Raw genomic sequence first — 24456 nt, 5'->3', positions numbered from 1 at the left:
GGGGATTTCCGCCTTGCCTGACCTTCGCTCGTAATGCCCCTGAAGCGCTCCTCCACCAGGAGAACAACACAATGACCGATGCCATCCGTTACGAGAAAGACCAGGACAACGTCGTCCTGCTGACCATCGACATGCCCGGCCAGAGCGCCAACACCATGAACGCGACCTACCGCGCCGCCATGGCCGACACCGTCGCGCGCCTCGAGGCGGAGAAGGACTCGATCGCCGGGGTGATCGTCACCTCGGGCAAGAAGACCTTCTTCGCCGGCGGCGACCTCAACGAGCTGATCAAGGTCACCCCGGCCGATGCCGAAGGCTTCTACCGCATGGTGCTCGGCCTGAAGGCCCAGCTGCGCCGCCTGGAAACGCTCGGCAAGCCGGTCGTAGCCGCCATCAATGGCGCGGCGCTGGGCGGTGGCTGGGAAATCTGCCTGGCCTGCCATCAGCGCATCGCGCTGGACGATTCCAGCGTGCAGCTGGGCCTGCCGGAAGTCACCCTCGGCCTGTTGCCCGGCGGGGGCGGAGTGGTGCGCATGGTGCGCCTGCTCGGGCTGGAGAAGACGCTGCCCTACCTTGCCGAAGGCAAGAAGGTGCGGCCGCAGGAAGCGCTCAAGGCCGGCTTGATCCACGCCGTCGCCAGCAGCCGCGAGGACCTGCTGAGCCAGGCGCGGGCCTGGGTGCTGGCCAACCCGAACGCCAGCCAGCCGTGGGACCAGAAGGGCTACAAGATTCCCGGCGGCACGCCGTCGAGCCCGGCGGTGGCGCAGATGCTGGCCATCGCGCCGTCCGTGTTACGTGACAAGACCAAGGGCTGCTTCCCCGCGCCGGAGAAGATCATGTGCGCCGCGGTGGAAGGTGCGCAGGTGGATTTCGACACCGCGCAACTGATCGAGACGCGCTACTTCACCGAGCTGGCGACCGGCCAGGTGGCGAAGAACATGATCGGAACCTTCTGGTTCCAGCTCAACGAGATCAATGCCGGCGGTTCCCGGCCCAAGGGCTTCGAGCGGCGCAAGGTCAGCCGGGTCGGCGTGCTCGGCGCCGGCATGATGGGCGCCGGCATCGCCTACGTGTCGGCTGTCGCCGGCATCGAGGTGGTGCTCAAGGATGTGTCGACGCAAGCGGCCGAGAAGGGCAAGGCCTACTCGGCCAAGCTGCTGGATAAGAAGGTCGGCCGCGGCCACATGAGCGCGGAAGCACGCGATGCGATCCTCGCGCGGATCCAGCCGACCGACAGCGATGCGGCGTTTTCCGGCTGCGACCTGATCATCGAGGCGGTGTTCGAGGACCGTGCGCTGAAGGCCAAGGTCACCGCCAGCGCCGAGGCCTCGGCGCTGCCCGATGCCTTGATCGCCTCCAACACCTCGACGCTGCCGATCACCGGCCTGGCGTCGGCCGTGGCGCGCCCGGAGAAGTTCATCGGCCTGCATTTCTTCAGCCCGGTGGACAAGATGCCGCTGGTGGAAATCATCCGCGGCGCGCAGACCTCGGACGAAACCCTGGCGCGCGGCTTCGACTTCGTCCAGCAGATCAGGAAGACGCCCATCGTCGTCGAGGACAGCCGCGGCTTCTTCACCTCGCGGGTGTTCGGCACTTTCACCAACGAGGGCATCGCCATGCTCGGCGAAGGCATAGGTGCGGCGCTGATCGAGAACGAGGCGCGCAAGGCGGGGATGCCGGTCGGTCCGCTGGCGATCTCCGACGAGGTTTCCCTGAGCCTTATGCAGCACATCCGCCAGCAGGCCGAGAAGGACCTCGCCGGCGAGGGCAAACCGGTGCCACAGCATCCGGCGTTCGCCACCATCGCGCTGATGCTGGAGGAGTACAAACGTCCCGGCAAGGTGGCCGGCGGCGGCTTCTACGATTATCCGGCCGGTGCCAAGAAGCATCTGTGGCCCGGACTCAAGGAGCACTTCGAGAAGGCCGAGGCGCGCATTTCCGAGGAGGACGTGCGCGACCGCCTGTTGTTCGTGCAGGCCCTGGAAACCGTGCGCTGCCTGGAGGAGGGCGTGTTGAACTCGGTGGCCGATGCTAACGTCGGCTCAATCATGGGCATCGGTTTCGCCGCCTGGAGCGGCGGTGCGCTGCAGTTCATCAACCAGTACAGCATCGATGACTTCATCGCCCGCGCGCAGTACCTCGCCGAACAGTACGGCGAGCGCTTCGAGCCCCCGGCGCTGTTGTTGGAGAAGGCGGCCAGCGGCGCGCGCTTCTGAGCCGTGTAAGGTACAAGGAGCCCGGCACCCGCCGGGCTTTTTCTTGCCCGCCGGTCAGCTGGCGGAGGCCACTCGATAGCACCTTTGCCTGCGCGCGCTGCCAAAACTCCAGGACCCACAACGGAGGACCTCAGCATGTCAGGCCAGCGCAAAGAGTCGGTCGAGAACACCGAAGAGCAGGCGAGCAAGGTCGGCGAGAAGAACAAGCGCATGAATCAGGAGGGCGAACAGCCCCGCGCCGAAGATCAGAAAACCACCGAAGAGCAACTGCGCAAGCAGACCACGGGAGGCGAGCAGCCATGAATACCGTCATCCGAACGGCTGGTTTGCCGTTGCTGTTCGCGCTGTGCGTGTCTGCCAGCGCAGGCGTCGCCGCCGATTCGGCGGGCATGCAGGCCGCTCCGGTGCAGCAGCCGTCGGGCGGCGCTGCCGGCAGCGTCGCTCCGGGTAACGTCTCGAACCAGGCACCGCGTGCACCCATGGCGCCGCGTGCGCCCAACGCACCGGCCTACAACTCGAACAACAACGCGCGCGACGTGGCGCCCGAACCTTCCGTGCAGGAGCGCCCTTCGCTGGAGCAACAGCGTCGGCAGATCGGCAGCGAGATGGAAAACCAGCGCAAGCAATAGCACCTGAGCGCCGGTGTGGTTCAGACCGGCAGGAACGGTGTGGCGAAGGTATCGCCGGGGCCGCGTGGCGGCCTGTCATCGAGCGCTTCCAGCGCCTGGCGCAACTCGATGCTGCGGGAGAGCTTCGAGAGACTTTCGAGGGTGCGGGCCAGCGCGCCGGCCGACCCGGTGCCGAAGCCCAGCAACGTCGAGCCGTTGGTGAACAGGGCGAAGGCAGCTACGACGAGGAGGTGTCCCCTGTGCATTTTCATCGTGGTTATCTTCGATCGGGCCGCGTGCGTCGCGTCGGGCAACACGGGCGGCGAGGTCAGCGGGACGCGTCCGTCGCCACGGGCGGCGCGGCGTTGGCGGTGTGGGGTGCCATGCTTGTCGCCAGCAGCGGCAGCGCGACCAGAAGGTAAAGGCCGATAGCCCCGAAGGCGCCATTGCGGGCGAATTTCAACGTCTGGCTATGCATGAGCTATTACTCCTTTCGATAACTATCTCGACAATGGCGGGAAAAGCAATCGGCCTGATCGATGTGTTGAGGCGAAAAAAACCAGCGGCCCTCAGGCCGCCTGGCATATGCCGTTCTGCAAACAGAGCAGGTCATGTACGGCCAGTCGCTCGCTGTGCAGCGTTGGAACCTTCAGGGTCATCAGGCCGCCGTCCTCGAGATGCAGCGCGGCCTCGCTTTCAAACTTCAGCCCTGCATCGCTCAGGGTCACGTAAGTGACGCCGTAGGCACGCTTGCTGTGAAGGATATTGGTCATTGCTCGGCTCCTTGGCGCCACTGCGAAGTGGCGTCCGTATCAGCGGTTTTTTCTGGCGTCTGCCTGGCGGCCACTCTGGCTCGTGCTTTTCGGCGTCGGACGATAGAACTCCGAGTAGGCCGGGGTGGCGAATGCGGAGGCGGCGATAAGGCTGGCGATGGCGGCGTATTTGTTCATCTGCGTATCCTCGAAATGGCAATGGGGCGATGTGCCCGATGGCTGAATCATTGCCGAGTGCCCGTTCGCCAGGAAGTGAATGGCACGCATGGTGAACATCGAAGCGGCTGATGATATGGGCGACAGCCATTGCCCGACTCGATGGGGCGTTAAGTACGCCAGTGAGCCGAAGCCTGTTTCGCAGAAGTGGAGGCTATGTTAAGAAAAGCCCACCATCCGTCATGGGTGCGCCTTATCGTCACAATCGGGATCCGCCAATGTCGCTTCGTATCTGCATTCTTGAAACCGATAGCCTTCGTCCCGAACTGGTCGACCGTTATCAGGGTTACGGGCGCATGTTCGAGCGCCTGTTCGCGCAGCAACCGATTCCGGCCCGTTTCGAGCTGTTCAACGTCGTCGACGGCGTCTACCCGGGCGACGACGAGCGCTACGACGCCTACCTGGTAACCGGTAGCAAGGCCGATTCCTTCGCCAGCGACCCGTGGATCCAGACGCTCAAAGCCTTTCTCCTCGATCGTTACCAGCGCGGCGACAAGCTGCTCGGGATCTGTTTCGGCCACCAGTTGCTGGCGCTGCTGCTGGGAGGTCGCAGCGAGCGCGCGAGCCAGGGCTGGGGCGTAGGCATCCACCGATACCGCCTCGCCGAGCAGCCGGCCTGGATGAAGCCGGCGGTGGAGGAACTGACGCTGCTGATCAGCCACCAGGATCAGGTCACGCAGTTGCCGGAAAACGCTACGGTGCTGGCCTCCAGCGATTTCTGCCCGATCGCCGCCTATCGTATCGAGGATCAGGTGCTGTGCTTCCAGGGCCATCCGGAGTTCATTCCGGACTATTCCCGGGCGTTGCTGGACATCCGCCAGAAGTGCATCGGCGAGCATGTCTACCAGCAGGGCATCGCCAGCCTCGAGCATCCGCACCACGGGCCCACGGTGGCCGAGTGGATCATGCGCTTCGTCGCCGGCGAACGGCTCGCACAGTTCTCGCCAGCCCGCGAGAAGGTCACCGACACGGCCTGATCGCCGCCCAACAAAAAGCCCGGCGATTGCCGGGCTTTTTCGTATCCGTACCGATTCAGTCGCGCGCCAGTTCCCGGTCCATCGCCTGGATGCAGAGTTGCATCTGTACCCGGCAGCGCTCCGCCAGCGCCGGCAGGTCGGCCTGGGTCAACCCCAGGGTCGGGATCGGAGGTAATGAGCGGATCGCAACAAGGCCGCTGTTCCAGCGATTCAGGCGCATGTCCCGCACGTAGCTGCTGACGCAGACCGGAACGATGGGGACTCCGGCATCCACGGCGATCTGGAAGGCGCCTTTCTTGAACGGCAGCAATTCACCCTGGTTGCGCGTGCCCTCGGGGAACACCCAGATCGAGGTGTCCCGGTGCTGCAGGGTATCGGTGGTGGCCAGCAGCGCCTGGCGCGCCTGGCGGGCGTTGCTTCGGTCGATCAGCACATTGCCGGCCAGCCAGTACAGCTGGCCGAACAGCGGCACCCACTTCAGGCTCTTCTTGCCGATGCTCACCGTGCGCCGGGGGACGACGCGCCCGAGCACGTAAAGGTCGTAGTTGGACTGATGGTTGGCGATGTATACGCAGGTGCGCAGATCCTTCGGCGTATCCATTTCGGCCTTCAGCCTCAACCCCAGAATCGTCAGCCCGCCCAGTGCGTAGAGGCGCGCGCACAGACGGCTGTTATCCGGATTGAACGGGCGGCAGATACCGATCAGCAAACCGAGGATGCCGGCCACTATGAAGTGCACGCCCATGAAGAACATACGCAGGAGAAACAGCATCGATCGTCGCCCGGCAATGAAAACGGCGCCGAGTGTATGAGTGTTCACTGTTTTCGGCAATCGGGATTCACGGCCCCGCCAACCGGGCACTTGGCAACAAAAAGCCCGGCACGGGGCCGGGCTTTCAGGGTGCTTTCCTGCGCCTCAGACGGCGTGCTGTTTATCTAGCTCGATGGCTTCGTCGAGGGTTTCCAGCAGCGCCTTGCGAACCTTCAGCTTGGTCTTGCGGTGCGCGTTCATGTTGATCTTCTTGAACTGCTCGGCAACGGCCTTCGCGGTGGGTAGCAATTCGCCGACCGATACCACCCGGTCGAGGAAGCCGGCCTCGCGCGCGCCCTGCGGATCGAACATCTCGCCATTGATGACCGAACGCTGGAAAGCGGCCTTGCCAAGGCGATCACGCGCCAACTCGATACCGACGTGATGCATGGTCATGCCGATCTGTACTTCGTTCAGACCGATGTTGAACGGACCCTCGACGCCGATCCGGTAGTCCGCCGAGAGCAGAATGAAGGCGCCCTTGGCCACCGCATGACCGGGACAGGCAACGATGATCGGGTAGGGGTGCGCGAGCATCCGCCGCGCCAGCGTGGAACCCTGCGCCACCAGCCCAATGGCGTTCTGCGGGCCGGAGGTCATCACCTTGAGGTCGTATCCGCCCGAAAGAATGCCGGGCTGGCCGGTGATGATGACGATCGCCTTGTCCTGCGTCGCCCGGTCCAGCGCCTCGTTGAAGGCGACGATCATGTCCGGGGAGATCGCATTGACCTTGCCGTTGCTCAGCGTCAGGGTCGCGACGCCGTCGTCGAGGTGGTAGGAGATCAGCTCACTCATGGCGGGTATTCCTTGGAATTAGTCGGCCGAACTTACCCACCCACAGGCCACAGGTAAAGCGCCGCGACTGACCGGTGAGTCAGCCTTCTCGCGGTTTTCCGTCCGGTTAAGGGGCATGGAGCCTGTGGATCACTCCTCTGCGGCGATCTAAAAACAACCGCCACCTAAACGCATGAATAGCCTGAAAAAAAGTTTGCCTTCGCGGCGTCCTTCGACTAAATTAGCGCGCCTCGACGGACCAGACAGTCCGCCGAGACCCGGTGAAGTGTCCGAGCGGTTGAAGGAGCACGCCTGGAAAGTGTGTATACGGGAAACCGTATCGTGGGTTCGAATCCCACCTTCACCGCCAGACCAAAACGCAAAAGCCCCGAGAGCCAGCAGGTTCTCGGGGCTTTTTGCTTTCCGGGCCTGCAGGTGTCGAAGAACTGTCGAGCGTCGGTCACGCGTAGATGGACCAGCGCCTGAGCACCTTCACCGTCCGTTCATCCTGGAGCGATTGATAAACCAGTCTGTGCTGGATATTGATGTGCTTGGAATAGGCTCCGGTGAGGTCATCCATCGAATGATCTACAGGATGCTGGAGTCCAGGTGGAACTCTACGGAGTTATCTGCCCGCAACGACTCTATAGTGCCAAATGCGGCCTAACGCTCGCGGTAAGCCGCGCCGGAGTGCGAAGCGCGGAGGGCACCCGCAAGCGGAGTTTGTGGGCGTCGGCTTGACCAACCAGTTAGGCGACTTATATCAGCCGATCATTCTGAACCAATCTTTTACAGCCAATCTGAGTCGGTCTTCTTCGTCCTCATGCATTTGACAGCAGTGAGCAATTGGGCCTCGCAATAAATTTAGATTGGCCATGACTCTCTCCACTCCGCGTTTGCTTTTTAATGTGGACTCAAAAAGATCCCAGTTTGAAGTGATCATCCCGGAGAGTTGGCCAAAAGTTGTATACTCGATCTCCGTGTCAGATCGAGGGGTAATTCCATTGTCACGCTCTCTTTTTATCAGGGACGCTACATCGGCCTTGATGTCCTGAAGTATGCGGGAACTATTCCACCAATCCGGCCCCTCAGCCTCTTCAAGAGTCTCAGCAATGAGTTTTCTAATTGCGAGTTCTAGGCAGTAGAAAACCTCATAATTTTCCGACATATCCCCGGCTTCTTTTCGAACGCTTTGTTCGAATTGGGGGTAAAAGGCTACCGCGCTTGCGACTTCTGTTTTAGGTAAATGCCCGAGTTCAACTCCAAAGTTGTTTTCTATTTGACGCAGTTCATCGGATATGAGCAACCCAGACATGCCAAAAGAACGGATGGAGTCTGCAATCCTAGTCATTTGGACCTCGCAACAAATTTTCTTTTAAAGCCTTAAAGATTGCATTAAATACGGCTGGGTCGGATGTGGCGGGTAGGTTCAGGTTGATGGTGTAACCCAAGTTCAGGCCGACGCCATGATTGCTCGGCGTAGAATATGCCGGCAAAGATATCTGACGAGATGATTGAGGCTCGGTGGGTAAATCAATTGATTCGTTACGTTCTTCAACTGCAGGCTGTTCCCAGTTAGCGAATTTTTTGAGTTGCTTGATGGATGACAGGATTAGAGGTACTGAACCAGAGTCTTGGCCTGCGCCGGTTTCTTCGTAGATTAGGCCTTTTAGATCATCATCCGAGAGCTTATGCATGTACTCGTTGCGCGTGTACAGCGCTGCATAGCCAGTCTTAATGGCTTGTGCCGCGGCCCAACCTTCGGTGGTTGAGTTTCTGAATTTCTTGTAAATATGTGTTGGTGAGCCATCAGATGATGCAAAGCCAATCTTTTTGAGATAGGCAGTCATCTGATTTCCAGATCCACCCTTGATCCCTAGTATTGTTTTTACGAAATCTTGGCTAACAGATTCGGGTGTGGCGGCCGATTTAATCCCTTTTAATGCTTTTTCAATGTTTCCAACTGCTGTCACGTAAGGCAGATTTGCCATAGTTGTCGCTCCTTTGTTTGATTGGATCTACGCACATTAACGTGCAGCTCTATTGTCCGCCTAACGTTTGGTTAAGGGGCGGGCTTTAGCCCGTCCCAGTGAGCGAAGCGAACGGTTTGAACCACTAGTTAGGCGCTATTTTCCGAAATTTCATTGATTACCTCTCTGATCAATGGCTCTGAGTCTGAAAAAGACTTAATCCCTTCGTTGCATAGATCTATTTCATCTGATGCCAAGTGCAGCAACTCATAAGCCCGGCCTCTTGAAATTAACGCCAATCGATAACAATGAAGGCCGAACTCATTGAGGTCATCTGTCCTGTTTAGTATTTCCAAAATTAGCCGAGCGAGACGGAATATTTCCACTTCACTTGCTTCGTTAAGAATAAAATCTAGTCCGGGGGGAACTGGTATATCACCTAACGCAAGATCAATAACAAAACTGGGTGGCTCATTTGTGCTAAGTATTTTTTTTCGTCCGCCCACGCGGTCAATTCCTCCATAGATACTGCCCCGATGCGGTTCGCAAGGATTAAGAATCTTGATTCACAGAGCAGTATGTTCATAGTGTCTAACTATAAATAGCCACCAATTGGTACATAACAATATGATAATTGGTGGATAAAAATCTCTTGCGAATCCAGCGCACGGCTCAAGCCAGCGGCATGCGCTACGAGGGGGCGTTATACGCCGGCCTCAGCCCTGCAAGTCCCTTTGCCAGCGAGCTGGCGGTTGAGCGGAGATTAGCTTGCAGATGAAGCGAAGAACAATGGCCGGAAGCCATGGTGTCGAAACCACATCCCATGCAAGGCAAGAGTGACCGGATGAAAGAGAAGGGGAGGCTTGTTTTGGCTGGCTTTGACCGAAGTTGCCGCTAACGAATGTGTGCCAAAACGGGTTCGAATCCCGCCTTCGCACCAGACCATAAGCAGAAAGCCCCGAGAGCCAGCAGGTTCTCGGGGCTTTTTGTTTTCCGGGCCTTCTGGGATCGGCCGGCTGTGCTGACAGCTGCGGCTTCTCGCCGAGCGTCAGAGCCGAAAACGCGCCACCTTCGATTGCAGGTCGCTGCCCAAGCGGGCGAGCTGGATGCTCGAGGCGGCGGTTTCGTCGGTGGCGCTGGCTGACTGGTCGGCGATGCTGCTGACGTTGTGGACGTTGCGGCTGATCTGCTCGGCGACCTGGCTTTGCTGGTCGGCGGCGGTCGCGATTTGCAGGTTCATCTGCTGGATGTCGCTGATCTTGCGGGTGATGCTCAGGACCGCGTTGCCCGTGTCGCCAACGTCCTTGACCGTTGCGTCGCTGGTCACCTTGCAGTTGAGCATGATGGCGGAGACTTCCTGGGCGATCTTCTGTAGCCCGGCGATCAGCGTTTCGATTTCCTGGGTGGCGTCCTGGGTCCGGCGTGCGAGGCTGCGTACTTCGTCGGCGACGACGGCAAAACCGCGGCCCGCTTCGCCAGCACGGGCGGCTTCGATGGCGGCGTTGAGGGCCAGCAGGTTGGTCTGGTCGGCGACCGATTTGATCACGTCCAGCACGCCGCCGATGTTGGTGCTTTCCTGCTGCAGACGGCCCATGGCCTCGGCCGAGCGGTTCACTTCGCCGGAAAGACGCTCGATCTGGCTCACTGCACGGCTCGCCATGCCGCTGCCTGCGGTAGCTTCGTCGGTGGCGTGTTGTGCCGCGGCGGCGGCCTGTTCGCAATGCCGCGCGACTTCCTGCACGGTGGCGGTCATCTGGTGCATCGCCGCGGCGACCTGGTCGACCTCGGATTTCTGCGCGGCGACGCCGGCGCGGGTCTGCTCGGCGCTGGTGGAAAGCTCTTCGGCCGCCGAGGAGATGACGTTGGCCGAGCCGCGCACGCTGCCGATCAGCTCGTTGAGTTTCGCCTGCATCTCGCCGAGCGATGCCATCACGCTGCCCGCGGGTTGGCTGGCGGCGGCGGCGCGCAGATCGCCCTCGGCGACACGCCGGGCTTCGTCGGAAAGCAGCGAAGGTTCCGCTCCCAAGGAGGTGAAGAGGCCCCGGGTGATGGCCAGGCCGAGCACCGCGGCGAGGATGATGGCGGCGACGCAAACCAGCAGGAGCAGGTTGCGTTGGTTGAAGTAGGCATTCTGGGCGTCGCCCAAATCACGCTCGGCCTGGCGTTCGCTGTAGGCCATGTAGTCGCCGGTAGCCGCGATCAGTTGCCTCAGCAGTGGCATGCAGTCGGTGTTCATCATGCTGATGGCTTTTTCCCGGTCGCCTTTCCAGGCGAGGTCGACGATTTTCAACGCCACCGGGCCGTACTGCGCTTCGACGCTGTCGATGCGGGCAACCAGGTCCTTCTCTTCGGGCGTTACGTCCGGGCTGGCAGCGATCTTCTGCTTCAGCTGGCCCATGGTGGTCTGCACGTCCTCGTGGGCGGCCAGCACCGCCGCGCGCTCGTGCTGGCGATCGTCGTTCTCGCTGACCAGTACCAGGTTGCGTGCGGCGATGGCTCTTAGGGTTGTGGCCAGACGGGCCTTGCCGGCCAACTGGCTGCGTTCGTTGGCACCGTGAACGATGTCCGAGAGTCGGTCGTTGGCGGCGTTGAGTGCGTAGAGGGAAATCAGCGAGACGAGCAGTGCCGTGGCGGTGACGGAGGCAAAGCTGAGGCCCAGCTTCGCCTTGACGGTAAGATTCATTTTTTCACCCGTGGGGAAACGCGCGATCCATCGCCTGAACAGCCTAGCGGAAGTGCCTGCTGTGTGATGTCATATTGACGTCAATAAAACTCTACAGGAAGTCTACAGAAAGACCATGTCGGTTTAACTATTGCTCCGATAGTAAAGAGCATCATCAATCTGAAATCCGATCGAACGAGGCGGGCATGCAGGGCAGATCCTGGGACATCTTTTGCGCAGTGGTGGATAACTTCGGCGATATCGGGGTGACCTGGCGTCTAGCGAAGCAGTTGGCGCGCGAGTATGGCCAGGAGGTCCGGTTGTGGGTCGACGACCTCGCTGCGTTCGCCGCGCTGTGTCCGCAAGCCGACCCGCTCGCGGCGCAGCAGTGGCATGAAGGTGTCGAGGTTCGGCAATGGCCTCGGCGCTGGCCGAACGCTACCGAGCCCGCCGACGTGGTGATCGAGGCGTTCGCCTGCCGGCTGCCCGAGGCGTACGAGGCCGCCATGGCCAGCCACGCGCGCAGTCTCTGGCTGAACCTCGAATATCTCAGCGCCGAGGAGTGGGTGGGTAACTGCCACGCGTTGCCGTCGCTGCAGCCGAATGGCGTGCGCAAGTATTTCTTCTTTCCCGGCTTCGTTTCCGGCACCGGCGGCCTGTTGCGCGAAGGCGATCTGCTCGAGCGCCGTGAGGCATTCCAGCAGGACCCGGCGGCGCAGGCCGCCTTTCTCTCCGGTCTCGGCGTGGAGCGGGTGGCGGAAGCCCGCCTGGTCTCGCTGTTCGCCTATGAGAACCGCGCACTGGGCGGTTGGCTGGAGGCGCTGTCCGGCGACAGCAGACCCACCCAGTTGCTGGTTCCCCAAGGTCGCATCGGGACCAGCCTGGCCGCCTGGCTCGGCGTGGAGTCCGTCCGCGCCGGCGAGCGTTTCGCGCGCGGCGCCCTGACGATTCAAGTGCTGAGCTTCCTCGGCCAGGGTGACTACGACCGTCTGCTGTGGTGCTGCGATTTCAACGCCGTTCGCGGCGAGGATTCCTTCCTCCGCGCGCAGTGGGCCGGCCGTCCGTTGCTCTGGCACATCTATCCCCAGCAGGACGACGCGCACTGGGACAAGCTGGAGGCGTTCCTCAGGCTCTACCTCGAGGGGCTGTCGGCTCCGATGCGCGCCGCGTCCGAGGCGCTCTGGCGCGCCTGGAATGCCGGCGGAGCGATTGGCGCGGCATGGACGGAACTGGCCCAGCACGAGGCGGAACTGAACGCGCATGCCGAGCACTGGTGTGCGGCGTTGGCGGTACAGGAGGATCTGGCCACGCAACTGCTGGCGTTCTCCCGGGCGATTCCACGCCCCTGACCGCGCGGGCCGACCCCGTTGACTCAGGTGCCTGGGCCCCCGGTCGGCCCCTGGTTACAGCTCGGTGCAAATTGGCTATCATAGGCGGCCAATTTTTCGTCACTCATCCAACCGGATATCCCGTATGAAAACCGCACAAGAATTTCGCGCTGGCCAGGTAGCCAACATCAACGGCGCTCCCTGGGTCATCCAGAAAGCCGAGTTCAACAAGTCCGGCCGCAACAGCGCCGTGGTCAAGATGAAGCTGAAGAACCTGCTCAACGGTTCCGCTACCGAGACCGTGTACAAGGCCGACGACAAGCTTGAGCCGATCATTCTGGATCGCAAGGAAGTGACCTATTCCTACTTCGCCGATCCGCTGTACGTGTTCATGGATACCGAGTTCAACCAGTACGAGATCGAGAAAGACGACCTGGAAAGCGTGCTGACCTTCATCGAAGACGGCATGACCGACGTCTGCGAAGCGATCTTCTTCGGCGATAAGGTCATCTCCGTCGAACTGCCGACCACCATCGTTCGCCAGATCGCCTACACCGAGCCGTCCGTACGTGGCGATACCTCTGGCAAGGTGATGAAGACCGCACGCCTTAACAACGGCGCCGAGCTGCAGGTTTCCGCGTTCTGCGAAATCGGCGACTCGATCGAGATCGATACCCGTACCGGCGAGTACAAGTCGCGCATCAAGGCCTGATCCTTGTCGCGACGAAAAAGCCCGGCCATGTGCCGGGCTTTTTCATGCCTGCACAAATGTCAGAGACGCGCCCAGAACGCCTCGGCGAAATCGCTCAGCGGGGCCTTTGGGCGGATCAGCTGGATCTGCAGCGGGATGTCCCAGTCCTGGTCGAACGCGCGGATCAGTGCGCCGTCCGCGACTTCCGCCTCGGCGAGGCTTTCCGGTAGCCAGGCGACGCCCTTGTTTTCCAGCGCCATGGACATCAGCACGGCGGCGAGGTGACTGCTGAACAGGGCGTCGAGCGCGTGCGGCGTCGCCCGGCTGGCGAGCCGCGCGGCGACGATCCGGCCGAGCCCCGAGTCCGCGCTGTAGGCCAGATAGGGAAGGGCGCCGGTCGCATCGCCCGGCCCTAGCGCAGGGCTGACCAATGGCTGCAGCACGTCGCTGCCAATCACCTTGCTGTGGAAACGCTCGGGCTCGAACAGCGGCGAGGCGTGCGGGTCGCCGTGGCACAACAGGAATTGAACCTGGCCCTGCAGCAGCATCTGTTCGCAGTTGGCCATGCTGTCGGACAGCAGGCGCACGGCCTCGATCGGCGCACCGCGCTCGGCGCGCCGAATCCAGCGCGGGAAGAAAGTGAACGACAGCGAGTGGGTCGCGGCGAACTGCAGCGTCCTGGCGGCCTTGCCGGCGACTTCCTGCGCCTCGCTGCGCAATTGCTGCAGGCGACGGGTCAGGTCCCGGGCGCCACCGAGCACCTGGCGGCCGGCGTCGGTCAGGTTGGCGCCGTGCACGCTGCGCTCGAACAGTTCGGCACCCATCCAGTTTTCCAGCGCGCGGATGCGCCGGCTGAAGGCCGGCTGGGTGACGTGTCGCGCCTCGGCGGCCCGCGAGAAGTTGCCGTGCTCGGCGAGGGCCGCGAAATCTTCCAACCAGATCAATTCCATGGGTGATGCCGTGGCTGCATGGGGCGGCGCATTTTTAGCATTGGTCGTCGCGCGCTCACAAGCCTTACTGTCCGGGCCTCTACAACAAGAGGCCGCTCCCATGCGCATCGTCGAAATCCGCGAAAAGACTGCGTCCATCGCATCGCCCATCGCCAACGCCTACATCGATTTCTCCAAGATGACCTGCTCGGTGGTCGCGGTGGTCACCGACGTGATCCGCGACGGCAAGCCGGTGATCGGCTACGGCTTCAACTCCAACGGGCGCTATGGGCAGGGCGCGCTGATGCGCGACCGCTTTCTCGCGCGCATCGCCGAAGCCGATCCGGAAAGCCTGATCGACCACGCCAACGACAACCTCGATCCGTTCGCCATCTGGAAGACCCTGATGACCAACGAGAAGCCCGGTGGCCACGGCGAGCGTTCGGTGGCGGTCGGTACTATCGACATGGCGGTATGGGACGCGGTGGCGAAGATCGCCGGCAAGCCGCTCTATCGCCTGCTCGCCGAGCGTTATCGCGGCGGCGTGGCCGACGACAAGGTGTGGGTCTACGCCGCCGGTGGCTACTACTACCCGGGCAAGGACCACTCCAAGCTGCAGGATGAGATGCGCGGCTATCTGGATCGCGGCTACAGCACGGTGAAGATGAAGATCGGCGCCGTTTCGCTCGACGAGGACATCAGCCGCATCGAAGCGGTGCTCGATGTGGTCGGCGACGGCCAGCGCCTGTGCGTGGACGCCAACGGGCGCTTCGACCTGAAAACCGCCATCGCCTATGCCGAAGCGATGAAGCCCTACAACCTGTTCTGGTACGAAGAGGCAGGCGACCCGCTGGACTACGCGCTGCAGGCCGAACTGTCTAAGCGCTATGACCGGCCGATGGCCACCGGCGAGAACCTGTTCTCCCATCAGGACGCGCGCAATCTGCTGCGTCACGGCGGCATGAACCCGGAACGCGACTTCCTGCAGTTCGACTGCGCGCTGTCCTACGGGCTGGTCGAGTACTTGCGCACGCTGGAAGTCATGGACGAGCTGGGCTGGTCGTCGCGCCGCGTGGTACCGCACGGCGGTCACCAGATGTCGCTGAACATCGCCGCCGGCCTGCACCTGGGCGGCAACGAGTCGTACCCCGATGTGTTCCAGCCGTTCGGTGGTTTCGCCGACGGCATCCGCGTCGAGAACGGCTACGTCGGCCTGCCGGACATTCCGGGCGTCGGCTTCGAGGCCAAGTCGGCCTTGTACACAGTGATGCGCGAACTGGGCGAGGGTGCCTGACGCATCGACAGCGGGCGGAAAGGCGAACGCCATCGCGGGTCAACCTGCCGTGCATTTGCGGTAGGATGACCCGCTTTTTTTCGGGATAACAATAATGACTGTGCTGGGCGTGCTGTTGGATCTGTTACTGGGCCTGGTGCTCGGCACCATCGGGGGGCTGTTCGGGATCGGCGGTGGCCTGATCGCGATTCCGGTGATCGGCCTGTTCTTCGGTCTGGACCAGCAGATGGCGCAGGGCACGGCGCTGGTGATGGTGGTGCCCAATGTGGTGCTCGCGGTCTGGCGCTACAACCAGCACAACCGCATCGACCTTCGCCAGGCCGCCGCGCTGGCGATTCCCGGCCTTAGCTGCGCGCTGCTGGCATCGCGCCTGGCGCTGAGCCTGCCGGCCGAGGTGATGCGCCTGTTCTTCGTGGTGTTCCTGCTGGTCCTGGCCTTCTACAACTTCTATCGACTGGTCACCCGCGCGCCCTCGGGCGGTGCGCAGTTGCGCCACGGGCTGTTCGCGCTCGCCGTACTGGGTGCGATTGCCGGCGTGATGGGCGGGTTGATGGCGGTGGGCAGCGCGGTGGTCGCCACGCCGGGGCTGACCAGCCTGTTCGGCGCCTCCCAGGTGGTCGCCCAGGGGCTTTCCCTGGCGCTGGCCTTGCCGAGCACCTTCGTGACGCTGGTCAGCTATGCGCTGCATGGCGACGTGGACTGGGCGCTGGGCATCCCGATGGCCATCGGCGGGCTGCTCAGCATCAGCTGGGGTGTGCGCCTGGCGCATACGTTGCCGGAGCAGGCACTGCGGGCCGGTTTCTGCCTGTTCCTGGTGATCAGTGCGGTGGCGCTCTATCTCAAGTGAGCGCCGCGTCGCTCAGAGCTTGAAGCCTTCGGCGATGTGTTCGGCCAGGCATTCGGTAATCGGTCCCTGGCTCGAGGCGTTGCGCAGCAGCATGATGTTAGCCACCGGCAACTCGCAGAGCCCCTCGGCCTCGCCGAGGATGCGCATGTCCGCGGTGATCAGGCTCTGCAACTGCGCGGTGACGGCCAGCCCGGCGCTGACCACCGCCATGATCGCCGACAGGCTCGGGCTGGTGTAGGCGATGCGGTAGGGCCGGTCGAGGCTGGTCAGCGCGTTGCAAGCCCAGTCGCGGCAGAAACAGTCGGTGTTGAACATCGCCAGGGGAATCGGGTTCTGCTCGTGCGGCGTGAAGCCGTTGGCTTCGGCCCAGACGAAGCGCTCCTGGCGCAGCAGTTGGCCGATTTCCTTGCCCGGCTCACGGGTGACGATGGTCAGGTCGAGGTCCTGCCGCTGCAACAGCTGCAGCGAGGATTCGCAATGCACGTCCACCTGCACCAGTGGATAGGCCTGGGCGAAGCGCGACAGGATTCCCGGCAGAAAGCGCATCACGTAGTCGTCCGGCGTGCCGATGCGCACGGCGCCGATCATGTGCGGTTCGCGCAGCGTGGTGAACACCTCGCCATGCAGCTTGAGGATTCGCCGGGCGAAACCCAGCAGCACCTGGCCTTCCGCCGTCAGCCGGATCTGCCGCCCGTCGCGGGCGAACAGCGAACGCTGCAGCACGTCTTCCTCCAGCCGCTTCATCTGCATGCTCACCGCCGACTGCGTGCGGTTGACCATCTTCGCCGCACGGGTGAAGCCGCCGTTGTCGGCGATCGCGACGAAGGTTCGCAGCAACTCGGTATCGATGCTGGGGAAGCTGCTCATTCATCAATCTCCAAGATGCGACGTATAAGAAACATTCGTTGGATTGATCTTATGCCGGGGCTGAGACTGTTGCCAATCCCTTCTCCGATATGCAGTCGATTCGGTGTCGGGCGTGCAGGATCGTCCAAGAGCTCCGGGCTTTCGCCGGATAGATTCCTGGACGAATCAATCGGTCCGCGGACCCGTTCCGCTCGGAGGCAGCATGAAAAAACAACAGCAAGGCTACGCCCTGGTAGTGCGCCCAACGTCTTACCTGCCGCTGTGGCGGCGGCTGGCACAACGCGTCAGGTCCTGGCACGCGCTCTCGGTACAGCGTCATCGTCTCGCGACCCTGGGCGAGGCGACGTTGAAGGACCTCGGTCTCTCCCGCGCCGATATCGAGCAGGAAATCCATCGCCCGTTCTGGGACGGCCCGGCGGAGAGCGACGTGCTCAGGGACGACCGGCCGCATGATTGAGGTTATTCTTGCCGCCCCTCGGAAACTGTTCACGACCGCGTCAGTTGCGACGTTCCCGGATCGTGAACAGGTTCTCCGCGAGGGTTCTTTCCCGTCAGCCTCCAACAAGGGTATCCGCGTGTCGTTCCAAGCCGTTCCCTCCTGCCTGGCCGGAGTCCGTCGATGAGCGGACGCAAGAATGCCGATGTCCAGGCATTCCTCCTGATGGTGCTGCTCTGCGCGATCTGGGGTGGCCAGCAGGTGTCGATCAAGCTGGCCGCCGGCGACATCGCGCCCGTCATGCAGGTGGCGCTGCGTTCGGTCATCTCTGGGTTGCTGATGCTGATTCCGCTGTGCTGGAGCGGCGCCTGGGCCACGGGGAAGGGCACGCGCGCGGTCGGCATGCTCGCCGGTTCGCTGTTCGCCCTGGAGTTCTGCCTGGTCGCCGTGGGGCTGCAATACACCTCGGCCTCCCACATGGTGGTGTTCCTCTACACCGCGCCGATCTTCTCCGCGCTGGGCCTGCACCTGCTGCAGCCCACCGAACGCCTGCGTCCCTTGCAGTGGATGGGCATCGGCCTGTGTTTCATCGGCATCGGCGTGGCCTTCAGTGGCGGCTTCAGCCGGGCGATGGGTTCGAGCGTGCTGATCGGCGATGCCCTCGGGGTGCTGGCGGGGCTGGCGTGGGGCGCGACCACGGTAGTGGTGCGCTGCTCGAAACTGTCCGACGCACCGCCGAGCCTGACACTGTTCTACCAGCTGTCGATGGCGGTGGTCTTGCTGCTGGCCTACGCCGCGCTGAGCGGGCAACTGGATCATGTCCGGCTGACCGGCATCAGCGTCGCCAGCCTGATGTTCCAGGGACTGGTCGTGTCCTTCTTCAGCTTCTTCATGTGGTTCTGGCTGCTGCGCCGCTATCGCGCGGCGAACCTCGGCGTGTTCACCTTCATGACCCCGCTGTTCGGTGTCAGCTTCGGTGTGATGATCCTCGGCGAAAAACTGGCGCCCAGCTTCATCGCCGCCGCGCTGCTGGTGCTGGCCGGTATCGGCCTGGTGAATGGCGAGGCCTTGCTACGCAAGGCGTTTCGCCTGCGGGCAGTCGGGAGCGCCGATGCGCGGCAGTGATTCGCTCTCGCTGAAGCAGGCCCGGCGCCTGGCATTGTCGGCCCAGCAGTTCGGCAAGCCGATCGGGACGCTCGACACGCGCCGCGTGCGCGGGCTGATCGAACGCCTCGGCGTGTTGCAGATTGACTCGGTCAACGCGCTGGTGCGCTCGCACTACCTGCCGCTGTTCTCCCGCCTGGGCGACTATCCCGCCGCGCTGCTCGAGGAACTGGCCTGGGGTCCGAAACGACGCCGTTCGCTGTTCGAATACTGGGGCCATGAGGCCTCGCTGCTACCTCTCGGCTTCTACCCGCTGCTGCGTTGGCGGATGCGCCGCGCCGAGCAGGGCATCGGAATCTATGACTGGCTGTCGCGTTTCGGCCGCGAGCATCCGCAGGCCATCGCCCAGGTGCTGCAGACGGTGCGCGAACAGGGGCCGCTGGGCGCCGGCGCGCTCGCCAAACGGGTGGAGAAGGCCGGCCCCTGGTGGGACTGGAGCAAGGAAAAGGCCGCGCTGGAATGGCTGTTCGCCGCCGGCCAGGTGAGCGTCGCCGGGCGCCGGGGCTTCGAGCGTCTCTACGACCTGACCGAGCGCGTGTTGCCCGCGGCGCTGGTCAACGCGCCCGAACTGGAGACGGCGCAGGCGCAACGCGGCCTGCTGCTGCATACGATGCAGGCGCTGGGTGTCGCCACGGAAAAGGACCTGCGCGACTATTTCCGGCTGACCCCGGCGGACAGCAAGGCGCGTCTGGCGGAGCTGGTCGAGGCCGGCACGTTCCGGCGCTTCAGCGTCGAGGGCTGGCAGACGCCGGCGTACTGCCTCGGCGAGCCGCGTATCCCGCGCAAGGTGGAGGCCAGCGCGCTGCTGTCGCCGTTCGATTCGCTGGTCTGGGAGCGGGCGCGCACCGAACGGCTGTTCGATTTCCGCTACCGGCTGGAGATCTACACCCCGGCGCACAAGCGCGTGTACGGCTACTACGTGCTGCCGTTCCTGCACGGCGAACGCCTCGTCGGCCGCGTCGACCTGCGCGCCGAGCGCGCCCATGGCCGCCTGGCGGTGCACGGCGTGCATGCGGAAAGTACGGGGTTGGACGATGCGGCGCTGGCCGCGCTCGCCGGCCAGCTACGAGCGATGGCCGGCTGGCTGGGCCTGCCGGAGGTGGCGTTGACCGGCAGTGGAGAGCTGGACGCGCGGCTCCGGGCCGCGCTCTAGAAGCTCAGCGGCGAACCTGTTTCAGCGTCTCGGCGATCATGAAGGCCAGTTCCAGCGACTGGTCGGCATTGAGCCGCGGGTCGCAATGGGTGTGGTAGCGATCCGATAGACCGTCCTCGGTGATCGGCCGGGCGCCGCCGATGCATTCGGTGACGTTCTGCCCGGTCATCTCGATGTGGATGCCGCCGGCGTAGCTGCCCTCGGCCTGGTGCACGTCGAAGAACTGCCTCACCTCGCCGAGAATCTGCGCGAAGTCGCGTGTCTTGTAGCCGCTGGACGCCTTGATGGTATTGCCGTGCATGGGGTCGGAACTCCACAGCACCTGGCGGCCTTCGCCCTGCACGGCGCGAACCAGGCGCGGCAGATTGGCTTCGACCTTATCCGCGCCCATGCGCACGATCAGGTTGAGGCGGCCCGGATCGTTCTCCGGGTTGAGGATGTCGATCAGGCGGATCAGCTCGTCGGTGTCCATGCTCGGACCGACCTTGACGCCGATGGGGTTGCCGACGCCGCTGAGGAATTCCACGTGGGCACCGTCCAGTTGGCGCGTGCGGTCGCCGATCCAGAGCATGTGCGCCGAGCAGTCGTAGCATTCGCCGGTCAGGCTGTCGCGACGGACGAAGGCTTCCTCGTAGTTCAGCAGCAGCGCCTCGTGAGCGGTGAAGAAACTCGCTTCGCGCAGTTGCGGTGCGCTGTCCAGGCCGCAGGCGCGCATGAACGCGAGGGTCTCGTCGATGCGGTCGGCGAGCTGGCTGTAGCGTTCGGTCAGCGCCGAATTGGCGATGAAATCCAGGTTCCACTTGTGCACCTGGTGCACGTCGGCGAAACCGCCCTGGGCGAAGGCGCGCAGCAGGTTGAGGCTGGCGGTTGACTGGTGATAGGCCTGCAGCAGGCGCTCCGGGTCCGGGATGCGGCTCTTCTCGTCGAAGCCGATGCCGTTGACGATGTCGCCGCGGTACGCCGGCAGGGTCACACCGTCGATGGTCTCGTTGCCGGAGGAACGCGGCTTGGCGAATTGCCCGGCCATGCGTCCGACCTTCACCACCGGGCAGCCGGCGGCGAAGGTCATGACGATGGCCATCTGCAGCAGCACCTTGAAGGTGTCGCGAATCTTCGCCGCGGAGAACTCGAAGAAGCTCTCCGCGCAATCGCCGCCCTGCAGCAGGAAGGCGCGACCATGGGTGACCTCGGCGAACTGCCGGCGCAGCTCGCGCGCCTCGCCGGCGAACACCAGCGGCGGGTAGCTGGCCAGCGTGCGCTCGACCTGTGCCAGGTGCGCGGCGTCGGGGTATTCGGGTTGCTGCTGGATCGGCTTGCTTCTCCAGCTATCGGGGCTCCAGGTCTGGCTCATTGCGTGCTCTGTTCGTCGAAGGGCGGCGGTGCGGCATGGTAACCGATCATCCGCCGGGCCGCCGATAGAGCGCCTGTATGGCGGCGGGGTGAAATCGCCTCGCGCAGCCTCTAAGATGCGCCGAGCCAACGAGGAGTCGGGAATGGAACGAGAGGAACGCCTGCTGGCCGAAGTGCACGACGACTTCGGCCTGATCCGGGTGCTGGAGGTGGGCGATTATCGCTTCCTCGAATTCGGGGATTCGGTCGAGCAGAGCTGCGTGTTCGTCCGCGATCCGAGTTGGCTGGAGTACGACTACACCCGCGCCATGCTGATCGGCGCGCTCTGCCACCAGGCGCCGGAAACCGCGCTGTTCCTCGGCCTGGGTGCCGGCAACCTGACCCAGGCGTGCCTGCGCTTCCTGCCGCTGGAGGATGTCGAAGTCATTGAGCTGCGCCCCGACGTGCCGCGGCTCGCCATGGAATTCCTCGGCCTGACCGACGATCCGCGGCTGACCATCCGCATCGGCGACGCGCTGGATTTGCTGGACTCGGCGGAAACCGCCGACCTGATCTTCGTCGACCTTTATACCGACCAGGGGCCGGGCGTCGGCCACCTGGCCTGGAAATTCCTCGAAGCCTGCCAGCTCAAGCTCAATCCGGGCGGCTGGCTGGTGATCAACCAGTGGGCCACCACCGACGGCAAGCCGCTGGGCGCGGCGCTGCTGCGCGGCCTCTTCCATCGGCATTACTGGGAGTGTCCGGTGAAGGAGGGCAACGTCATCCTGCTGGTGCCGGCCGACCTCGAGCAGTCGCTCGACATGGACGCCCTGCGTGCGCGCTGCAAGGCACTGGAAGGCCGGCTCGGTTATTCGCTGGATTCGCTGCTCGCCGCGTTGCGCCCCTCGAGCTAGAGCGGCGGGTCGAACCCGCCGTGTGTCAGGTCTCGTCCCATAACCGACTGCAATGGTCCGGAACTTGCTCTGCATGATGTCGCATTGATATCAGATTCGATGTGCCTTGTTCGCAGAAGTCAAGGAGTCGGGCCATGTATCTTCGCAGTGAATCCATGCAACTAACCTCCGCGGAAAAAAGCTGGTTACCGGTGTTCGGCAAGACCGGGAAACTGGCGATGGGCTGGGCCTGCCGCGCCAACCGATCGATCTATCCCATTATCGAGCAGACGTTCGAGGGCATCGCCGAGACCCGCGTGAAGCTCCTGCAGAACTGGACGCAGGAACAGTGGGACCACCTGGCCGAGCTGGCGACCACCCTAGCCCGCGAGTTCGACACCCTGGACCCGCGCGTACTTGGCGAAAAACTGCTCCAGGCCAGGGATTTCTCGGAGCTTTTCGTCGTCTCGCCAGGTGGCGAGGTGATCGCCTCGACGCACCAGGCGCACTGCAACGGCAAGGATCTCGACCCGCGTGCACTGTCGCAGGGACTCAGGCAGCCTTTTCTGCACGGCCCCTACACCGATCCGCTGACTCTGAAGATCGGGCCTTCCTCCTCGCGCTTCCACGATGAAGTGACGCTGATGTTCTATCAGCCGCTGGTGCTCGACGGCACCACCCTGGGCTGCCTGTGTGGCCGCGTGCCGAACGATGTGCTGGGCGATCTGATCCAGCGCGAGGCCGGGCACATCTATACGGAGTCCGGCGACAACTACCTGTTCATGGTGCGTTCGAATTTCGACCCCTCCATCCAGCCGGGCGTGGCGCTGTCCCGCTCGCGCTTCGAGGATGACACCTTCACCCTCGGCGAAAACCTGCGCAGCGGCGTCAATACCGATTGGGGCCCGGTGCGCATCCAGCGCCACACCGAGCTGGAGCTGCGCTTCATCGACCCGGCGACCAAGCAGTTGCACCCCGGCGTGCGCGAGACCATCCGCAACGGCTCGAACCTGTTCGTCACCTATCCCGGCTACTCGGATTACCGGCACATTCCGGTGATCGGCAAGGGCGTTACCTTCCAGTTGCCCGGCTCGCCGGACCGCTGGGGAATGATGTGCGAGGCGGACCTGGAAGAGGTCTATCGACGCCGCTCCCTGAGCTTCAACCTGATGAAGCCTTACGTCTTCACCATGCTGGGGTGCTCGGCTGCAATTTCATCGTGCAGCACTACAGCGGCCTCAGCCTGGCCTGGATCGACGGGTTGCAACTGCTGAGCATGCTGTTCGCCGCGTTGCTGTTCTCCACCCTGGGGCCGAGGCGGCTGGCGGCACGGATGAACGAGCTCACCGGGGTCATCCGCACGCTCGCCGAGGGCGAAGGCAACCTCAGCCAGCGCCTGGACGTCGCGCACATGGCGAACGACGAGACCGGCGACATGGGACGCTGGATCAACAGCTTCATCGATAACCTGGACGGTATCGTCGGGCAGGTGATCAATGCGTCCCTCACCGTCGGCAGGACCAACGAGATGATGCTCGGGCGCAGCCAGGAGGCGAACATGACGTCCGGCGAGGTCGCGGAGGCGGTCCACCGCATGATGGTCATCGTCGAGGGACAACTGGGCGAAATCCAGCAGGCGTCGATGACCGCGGAAGAGATGAAGCGGGCGATGGACGAGGTGGTCGGCCGCGCCCGCGAGCAGTTCCAGGCCGTGCGCGCCGGCACGCAGAACATCCGCGACGTGGTCGAGCGCTCGTCCAGTAGCGTGCGGATGCTCGACAGCCGCATGTCGCAGATCGGCAGCATCGTCGGGCTGATTTCGGACATCACCAACCAGACCAACCTGCTGGCCCTCAACGCCGCCATCGAGGCCGCGCGTGCTGGCGACCATGGACGCGGTTTCGCGGTGGTCGCCGACGAGGTACGCACCCTGGCGGCGCGCACGTCCAAGGCGGCGGAGGAGATACGCCAGGTGGTCGAAGGGCTGCAGGGAGAAACGCAGCAGGCCGTGGCGTTCATGGAGGAGGGCGTGAAGGATGTCGACGACAGCCTGCGCCTGGCTGAAGAAGCCTCGTCGGAGAACGTCCAGTTGCATCAGGCGGTCGAGCGGATGTTCAACATCATCCAGCAGCTCAACGAGAGCAGCCTGGACTACGGCAAGACCATCCAGCAGGTCGACCAGGCGTCCGGAGAAATGCGCCAGACCGTCATCGTGCTGCAGAACAGCGCCGAAACCGTGCGGCTGAATGCCAACAAGCTGCAGAAGCTGGTCGGCCAGTTCGAGGTCAGCTCGGTGGCAGGCTTGTCGGCCGCCTACTGAGGCGGATGGCGACTCCAGGGAGGCGGCCACGCCTGATGTCCGAAGGCCTCTAGCCTGGGGACTTCAGGCCGCCCTGCTGAATCTTCGCGCGACGCGCGGGTCAGAATGGTTCGCCACCGAGGCGTTCGATCCGGGGGCGGGCAGTAGCAGGACTTGCTTCGGCGTTGGCTAAGTACGCGTCGTCCATCGAAAAAACCT

At 63.2% G+C, this 24456-nt stretch carries 27 protein-coding genes, 1 tRNA gene and 1 pseudogene; 15 read left to right on the top strand and 14 right to left on the bottom strand.

Annotated features, from left to right (window positions below; all coding sequences use genetic code 11):
* Window positions 1–71: 71 nt before the first annotated feature.
* The 3 genes from B2X67_RS06750 to B2X67_RS06740 all read left to right on the top strand — a co-directional run bounded on the left by B2X67_RS06750 (window position 72) and on the right by B2X67_RS06740 (window position 2845).
* Window positions 72–2216: a 3-hydroxyacyl-CoA dehydrogenase NAD-binding domain-containing protein gene (locus B2X67_RS06750; protein ID WP_286785015.1), complete on the top strand. Its 2145-nt coding sequence runs from the start codon at window positions 72–74 to the stop codon at window positions 2214–2216.
* A 135-nt stretch (window positions 2217–2351) separates the two neighbouring features.
* Window positions 2352–2519, top strand: a complete 168-nt coding sequence (locus B2X67_RS06745; RefSeq protein WP_273234734.1) for a hypothetical protein — start codon at window positions 2352–2354, stop codon at window positions 2517–2519.
* Window positions 2516–2845, top strand: coding sequence for a hypothetical protein (locus tag B2X67_RS06740; protein ID WP_273234736.1), 330 nt, complete (start codon window positions 2516–2518; stop codon window positions 2843–2845). Before B2X67_RS06745 ends, B2X67_RS06740 begins: the two co-directional genes overlap by 4 nt.
* Window positions 2846–2865: 20 nt before the next feature.
* Here B2X67_RS06740 and B2X67_RS06735 read toward each other — a convergent pair whose 3' ends face one another.
* The 4 genes from B2X67_RS06735 to B2X67_RS06720 form a co-directional block, all read right to left on the bottom strand.
* Window positions 2866–3096 (bottom strand): hypothetical protein, encoded by a 231-nt coding sequence (locus B2X67_RS06735; protein ID WP_273234738.1) that lies wholly within the window; start codon window positions 3094–3096, stop codon window positions 2866–2868.
* Window positions 3097–3152: 56 nt separating this feature from the next.
* On the bottom strand, window positions 3153–3302 hold the full coding sequence (locus tag B2X67_RS06730; protein WP_273234740.1) for a hypothetical protein: 150 nt from the start codon (window positions 3300–3302) through the stop codon (window positions 3153–3155).
* A gap of 91 nt (window positions 3303–3393) precedes the next feature.
* Window positions 3394–3597 (bottom strand): type III secretion system co-regulatory protein PtrC, encoded by a 204-nt coding sequence (gene ptrC / locus B2X67_RS06725; RefSeq protein ID WP_286785014.1) that lies wholly within the window; start codon window positions 3595–3597, stop codon window positions 3394–3396.
* 39 nt (window positions 3598–3636) lie between these two features.
* A complete protein-coding gene (locus tag B2X67_RS06720; RefSeq protein WP_273234742.1) occupies window positions 3637–3864 on the bottom strand; it encodes a hypothetical protein in 228 nt (75 codons plus the stop codon).
* Window positions 3865–4031: 167 nt separating this feature from the next.
* On the opposite strand from B2X67_RS06720, the gene B2X67_RS06715 reads away from it, so the two are divergent.
* A complete protein-coding gene (locus B2X67_RS06715) occupies window positions 4032–4790 on the top strand; it encodes an amidotransferase (RefSeq protein ID WP_273234743.1) in 759 nt (252 codons plus the stop codon).
* A gap of 55 nt (window positions 4791–4845) precedes the next feature.
* On the opposite strand, the gene B2X67_RS06710 is transcribed toward B2X67_RS06715, so the two are convergent.
* Together B2X67_RS06710 and B2X67_RS06705 are read right to left on the bottom strand one after the other, a co-directional pair.
* The gene (locus B2X67_RS06710; RefSeq protein ID WP_286785013.1) at window positions 4846–5562 is read right to left on the bottom strand and encodes a 1-acylglycerol-3-phosphate O-acyltransferase; all 717 of its coding nucleotides are present in this window, start codon (window positions 5560–5562) and stop codon (window positions 4846–4848) included.
* Between the two features lie 144 nt (window positions 5563–5706).
* Complete coding sequence (locus B2X67_RS06705) at window positions 5707–6396, bottom strand: crotonase/enoyl-CoA hydratase family protein (protein WP_286785012.1); 690 nt, start codon at window positions 6394–6396, stop codon at window positions 5707–5709.
* 259 nt (window positions 6397–6655) lie between these two features.
* On the opposite strand from B2X67_RS06705, the gene B2X67_RS06700 reads away from it, so the two are divergent.
* Window positions 6656–6745, top strand: a tRNA-Ser gene (locus tag B2X67_RS06700).
* A 90-nt stretch (window positions 6746–6835) separates the two neighbouring features.
* Here the strand turns inward: B2X67_RS06700 and B2X67_RS06695 are convergent.
* The 5 genes and pseudogenes from B2X67_RS06695 to B2X67_RS06675 all read right to left on the bottom strand — a co-directional run.
* Window positions 6836–6949 (bottom strand): annotated as a pseudogene (locus B2X67_RS06695) (type II toxin-antitoxin system mRNA interferase toxin, RelE/StbE family); the annotation flags it as partial.
* Between the two features lie 189 nt (window positions 6950–7138).
* Window positions 7139–7726, bottom strand: coding sequence for a Swt1 family HEPN domain-containing protein (locus tag B2X67_RS06690; RefSeq protein WP_286785011.1), 588 nt, complete (start codon window positions 7724–7726; stop codon window positions 7139–7141).
* The gene (locus B2X67_RS06685) at window positions 7719–8366 is read right to left on the bottom strand and encodes a DUF5343 domain-containing protein (protein WP_286785010.1); all 648 of its coding nucleotides are present in this window, start codon (window positions 8364–8366) and stop codon (window positions 7719–7721) included. The genes B2X67_RS06690 and B2X67_RS06685 overlap by 8 nt, the downstream gene beginning before the upstream one ends.
* A 128-nt stretch (window positions 8367–8494) precedes the next feature.
* Complete coding sequence (locus tag B2X67_RS06680) at window positions 8495–8851, bottom strand: hypothetical protein (protein WP_286785009.1); 357 nt, start codon at window positions 8849–8851, stop codon at window positions 8495–8497.
* Window positions 8852–9393: 542 nt separating this feature from the next.
* Window positions 9394–11028 (bottom strand): methyl-accepting chemotaxis protein, encoded by a 1635-nt coding sequence (locus B2X67_RS06675; RefSeq protein ID WP_286785008.1) that lies wholly within the window; start codon window positions 11026–11028, stop codon window positions 9394–9396.
* A 185-nt stretch (window positions 11029–11213) separates the two neighbouring features.
* On the opposite strand from B2X67_RS06675, the gene earP reads away from it, so the two are divergent.
* Entirely contained in the window at window positions 11214–12356 is a 1143-nt protein-coding gene (gene earP, locus B2X67_RS06670; RefSeq protein WP_286785007.1) for an elongation factor P maturation arginine rhamnosyltransferase EarP, read from the top strand.
* Between the two features lie 124 nt (window positions 12357–12480).
* A complete protein-coding gene (gene efp, locus B2X67_RS06665; protein WP_090231047.1) occupies window positions 12481–13047 on the top strand; it encodes an elongation factor P in 567 nt (188 codons plus the stop codon).
* Between the two features lie 59 nt (window positions 13048–13106).
* Here the strand turns inward: efp and B2X67_RS06660 are convergent, their stop codons facing one another.
* Window positions 13107–13976, bottom strand: coding sequence for a LysR family transcriptional regulator (locus tag B2X67_RS06660; protein ID WP_286785006.1), 870 nt, complete (start codon window positions 13974–13976; stop codon window positions 13107–13109).
* Window positions 13977–14076: 100 nt separating this feature from the next.
* Between B2X67_RS06660 and B2X67_RS06655 the strand changes: the two genes are divergently transcribed.
* Window positions 14077–15249, top strand: a complete 1173-nt coding sequence (locus B2X67_RS06655) for a mandelate racemase/muconate lactonizing enzyme family protein (RefSeq protein ID WP_286785005.1) — start codon at window positions 14077–14079, stop codon at window positions 15247–15249.
* 100 nt (window positions 15250–15349) lie between these two features.
* Window positions 15350–16096 carry a sulfite exporter TauE/SafE family protein gene (locus B2X67_RS06650; RefSeq protein WP_286785025.1) on the top strand — a complete coding sequence of 249 codons (747 nt, stop codon included), beginning with the start codon at window positions 15350–15352 and terminating at the stop codon, window positions 16094–16096.
* Window positions 16097–16108: 12 nt separating this feature from the next.
* Here B2X67_RS06650 and B2X67_RS06645 read toward each other — a convergent pair whose 3' ends face one another.
* Window positions 16109–16963, bottom strand: a complete 855-nt coding sequence (locus B2X67_RS06645; RefSeq protein WP_090231044.1) for a LysR substrate-binding domain-containing protein — start codon at window positions 16961–16963, stop codon at window positions 16109–16111.
* Window positions 16964–17165: 202 nt separating this feature from the next.
* Here B2X67_RS06645 and B2X67_RS06640 point away from each other — a divergent pair, with 202 nt between their 5' ends.
* The 3 genes from B2X67_RS06640 (at window position 17166) to B2X67_RS06630 (ending at window position 19716) form a co-directional block, all read left to right on the top strand.
* On the top strand, window positions 17166–17420 hold the full coding sequence (locus B2X67_RS06640; protein WP_286785004.1) for a DUF1127 domain-containing protein: 255 nt from the start codon (window positions 17166–17168) through the stop codon (window positions 17418–17420).
* Between the two features lie 162 nt (window positions 17421–17582).
* Window positions 17583–18524, top strand: a complete 942-nt coding sequence (locus B2X67_RS06635; protein ID WP_286785003.1) for a DMT family transporter — start codon at window positions 17583–17585, stop codon at window positions 18522–18524.
* The gene (locus B2X67_RS06630; protein ID WP_286785002.1) at window positions 18511–19716 is read left to right on the top strand and encodes a winged helix-turn-helix domain-containing protein; all 1206 of its coding nucleotides are present in this window, start codon (window positions 18511–18513) and stop codon (window positions 19714–19716) included. The genes B2X67_RS06635 and B2X67_RS06630 overlap by 14 nt, the downstream gene beginning before the upstream one ends.
* Window positions 19717–19720: 4 nt before the next feature.
* Here B2X67_RS06630 and B2X67_RS06625 read toward each other — a convergent pair whose 3' ends face one another.
* Window positions 19721–21067, bottom strand: a complete 1347-nt coding sequence (locus B2X67_RS06625) for a class II 3-deoxy-7-phosphoheptulonate synthase (protein ID WP_286785001.1) — start codon at window positions 21065–21067, stop codon at window positions 19721–19723.
* A gap of 142 nt (window positions 21068–21209) precedes the next feature.
* Here B2X67_RS06625 and B2X67_RS06620 point away from each other — a divergent pair, with 142 nt between their 5' ends.
* From B2X67_RS06620 to B2X67_RS20800, 3 genes are all read left to right on the top strand, one after another.
* The gene (locus B2X67_RS06620) at window positions 21210–21959 is read left to right on the top strand and encodes a spermidine synthase (RefSeq protein WP_286785000.1); all 750 of its coding nucleotides are present in this window, start codon (window positions 21210–21212) and stop codon (window positions 21957–21959) included.
* Between the two features lie 155 nt (window positions 21960–22114).
* A complete protein-coding gene (locus B2X67_RS20805) occupies window positions 22115–23212 on the top strand; it encodes a hypothetical protein (protein ID WP_376747765.1) in 1098 nt (365 codons plus the stop codon).
* Window positions 23213–23214: 2 nt separating this feature from the next.
* Window positions 23215–24258 (top strand): methyl-accepting chemotaxis protein, encoded by a 1044-nt coding sequence (locus B2X67_RS20800; protein ID WP_376747766.1) that lies wholly within the window; start codon window positions 23215–23217, stop codon window positions 24256–24258.
* Window positions 24259–24456 lie beyond the last annotated feature (198 nt).

It is taken from the genome of Pseudomonas sp. UBA3153, from assembly GCF_002364635.1.
In the GTDB taxonomy this organism is placed as follows: domain Bacteria; phylum Pseudomonadota; class Gammaproteobacteria; order Pseudomonadales; family Pseudomonadaceae; genus Pseudomonas_O; species Pseudomonas_O kuykendallii.
Note: the sequence above shows the minus strand (reverse complement) of the source record. Positions and strands in the feature narration are given on the sequence as shown.

Bases quoted from the DNA above. Each gene is read 5' to 3' on its own strand.
- B2X67_RS06640 (WP_286785004.1), top strand. From the start codon at position 17,166: ATGAAAAAACAACAGCAAGGCTACGCCCTGGTAGTGCGCCCAACGTCT.
- B2X67_RS06740 (WP_273234736.1), top strand. From the start codon at position 2,516: ATGAATACCGTCATCCGAACGGCTGGTTTGCCGTTGCTGTTCGCGCTG.
- ptrC (WP_286785014.1), bottom strand. From the start codon at position 3,597: ATGACCAATATCCTTCACAGCAAGCGTGCCTACGGCGTCACTTACGTG.
- B2X67_RS06730 (WP_273234740.1), bottom strand. From the start codon at position 3,302: ATGCATAGCCAGACGTTGAAATTCGCCCGCAATGGCGCCTTCGGGGCT.
- B2X67_RS06750 (WP_286785015.1), top strand. From the start codon at position 72: ATGACCGATGCCATCCGTTACGAGAAAGACCAGGACAACGTCGTCCTG.
- B2X67_RS06630 (WP_286785002.1), top strand. From the start codon at position 18,511: ATGCGCGGCAGTGATTCGCTCTCGCTGAAGCAGGCCCGGCGCCTGGCA.
- B2X67_RS06715 (WP_273234743.1), top strand. From the start codon at position 4,032: ATGTCGCTTCGTATCTGCATTCTTGAAACCGATAGCCTTCGTCCCGAA.
- B2X67_RS06720 (WP_273234742.1), bottom strand. From the start codon at position 3,864: ATGCGTGCCATTCACTTCCTGGCGAACGGGCACTCGGCAATGATTCAG.
- B2X67_RS06705 (WP_286785012.1), bottom strand. From the start codon at position 6,396: ATGAGTGAGCTGATCTCCTACCACCTCGACGACGGCGTCGCGACCCTG.
- B2X67_RS06620 (WP_286785000.1), top strand. From the start codon at position 21,210: ATGGAACGAGAGGAACGCCTGCTGGCCGAAGTGCACGACGACTTCGGC.
- B2X67_RS06675 (WP_286785008.1), bottom strand. From the start codon at position 11,028: ATGAATCTTACCGTCAAGGCGAAGCTGGGCCTCAGCTTTGCCTCCGTC.
- B2X67_RS20800 (WP_376747766.1), top strand. From the start codon at position 23,215: ATGCTGTTCGCCGCGTTGCTGTTCTCCACCCTGGGGCCGAGGCGGCTG.
- efp (WP_090231047.1), top strand. From the start codon at position 12,481: ATGAAAACCGCACAAGAATTTCGCGCTGGCCAGGTAGCCAACATCAAC.
- B2X67_RS06625 (WP_286785001.1), bottom strand. From the start codon at position 21,067: ATGAGCCAGACCTGGAGCCCCGATAGCTGGAGAAGCAAGCCGATCCAG.
- earP (WP_286785007.1), top strand. From the start codon at position 11,214: ATGCAGGGCAGATCCTGGGACATCTTTTGCGCAGTGGTGGATAACTTC.
- B2X67_RS06660 (WP_286785006.1), bottom strand. From the start codon at position 13,976: ATGGAATTGATCTGGTTGGAAGATTTCGCGGCCCTCGCCGAGCACGGC.
- B2X67_RS06745 (WP_273234734.1), top strand. From the start codon at position 2,352: ATGTCAGGCCAGCGCAAAGAGTCGGTCGAGAACACCGAAGAGCAGGCG.
- B2X67_RS06655 (WP_286785005.1), top strand. From the start codon at position 14,077: ATGCGCATCGTCGAAATCCGCGAAAAGACTGCGTCCATCGCATCGCCC.
- B2X67_RS06645 (WP_090231044.1), bottom strand. From the start codon at position 16,963: ATGAGCAGCTTCCCCAGCATCGATACCGAGTTGCTGCGAACCTTCGTC.
- B2X67_RS20805 (WP_376747765.1), top strand. From the start codon at position 22,115: ATGCAACTAACCTCCGCGGAAAAAAGCTGGTTACCGGTGTTCGGCAAG.
- B2X67_RS06690 (WP_286785011.1), bottom strand. From the start codon at position 7,726: ATGACTAGGATTGCAGACTCCATCCGTTCTTTTGGCATGTCTGGGTTG.
- B2X67_RS06635 (WP_286785003.1), top strand. From the start codon at position 17,583: ATGAGCGGACGCAAGAATGCCGATGTCCAGGCATTCCTCCTGATGGTG.
- B2X67_RS06735 (WP_273234738.1), bottom strand. From the start codon at position 3,096: ATGAAAATGCACAGGGGACACCTCCTCGTCGTAGCTGCCTTCGCCCTG.
- B2X67_RS06685 (WP_286785010.1), bottom strand. From the start codon at position 8,366: ATGGCAAATCTGCCTTACGTGACAGCAGTTGGAAACATTGAAAAAGCA.
- B2X67_RS06710 (WP_286785013.1), bottom strand. From the start codon at position 5,562: ATGCTGTTTCTCCTGCGTATGTTCTTCATGGGCGTGCACTTCATAGTG.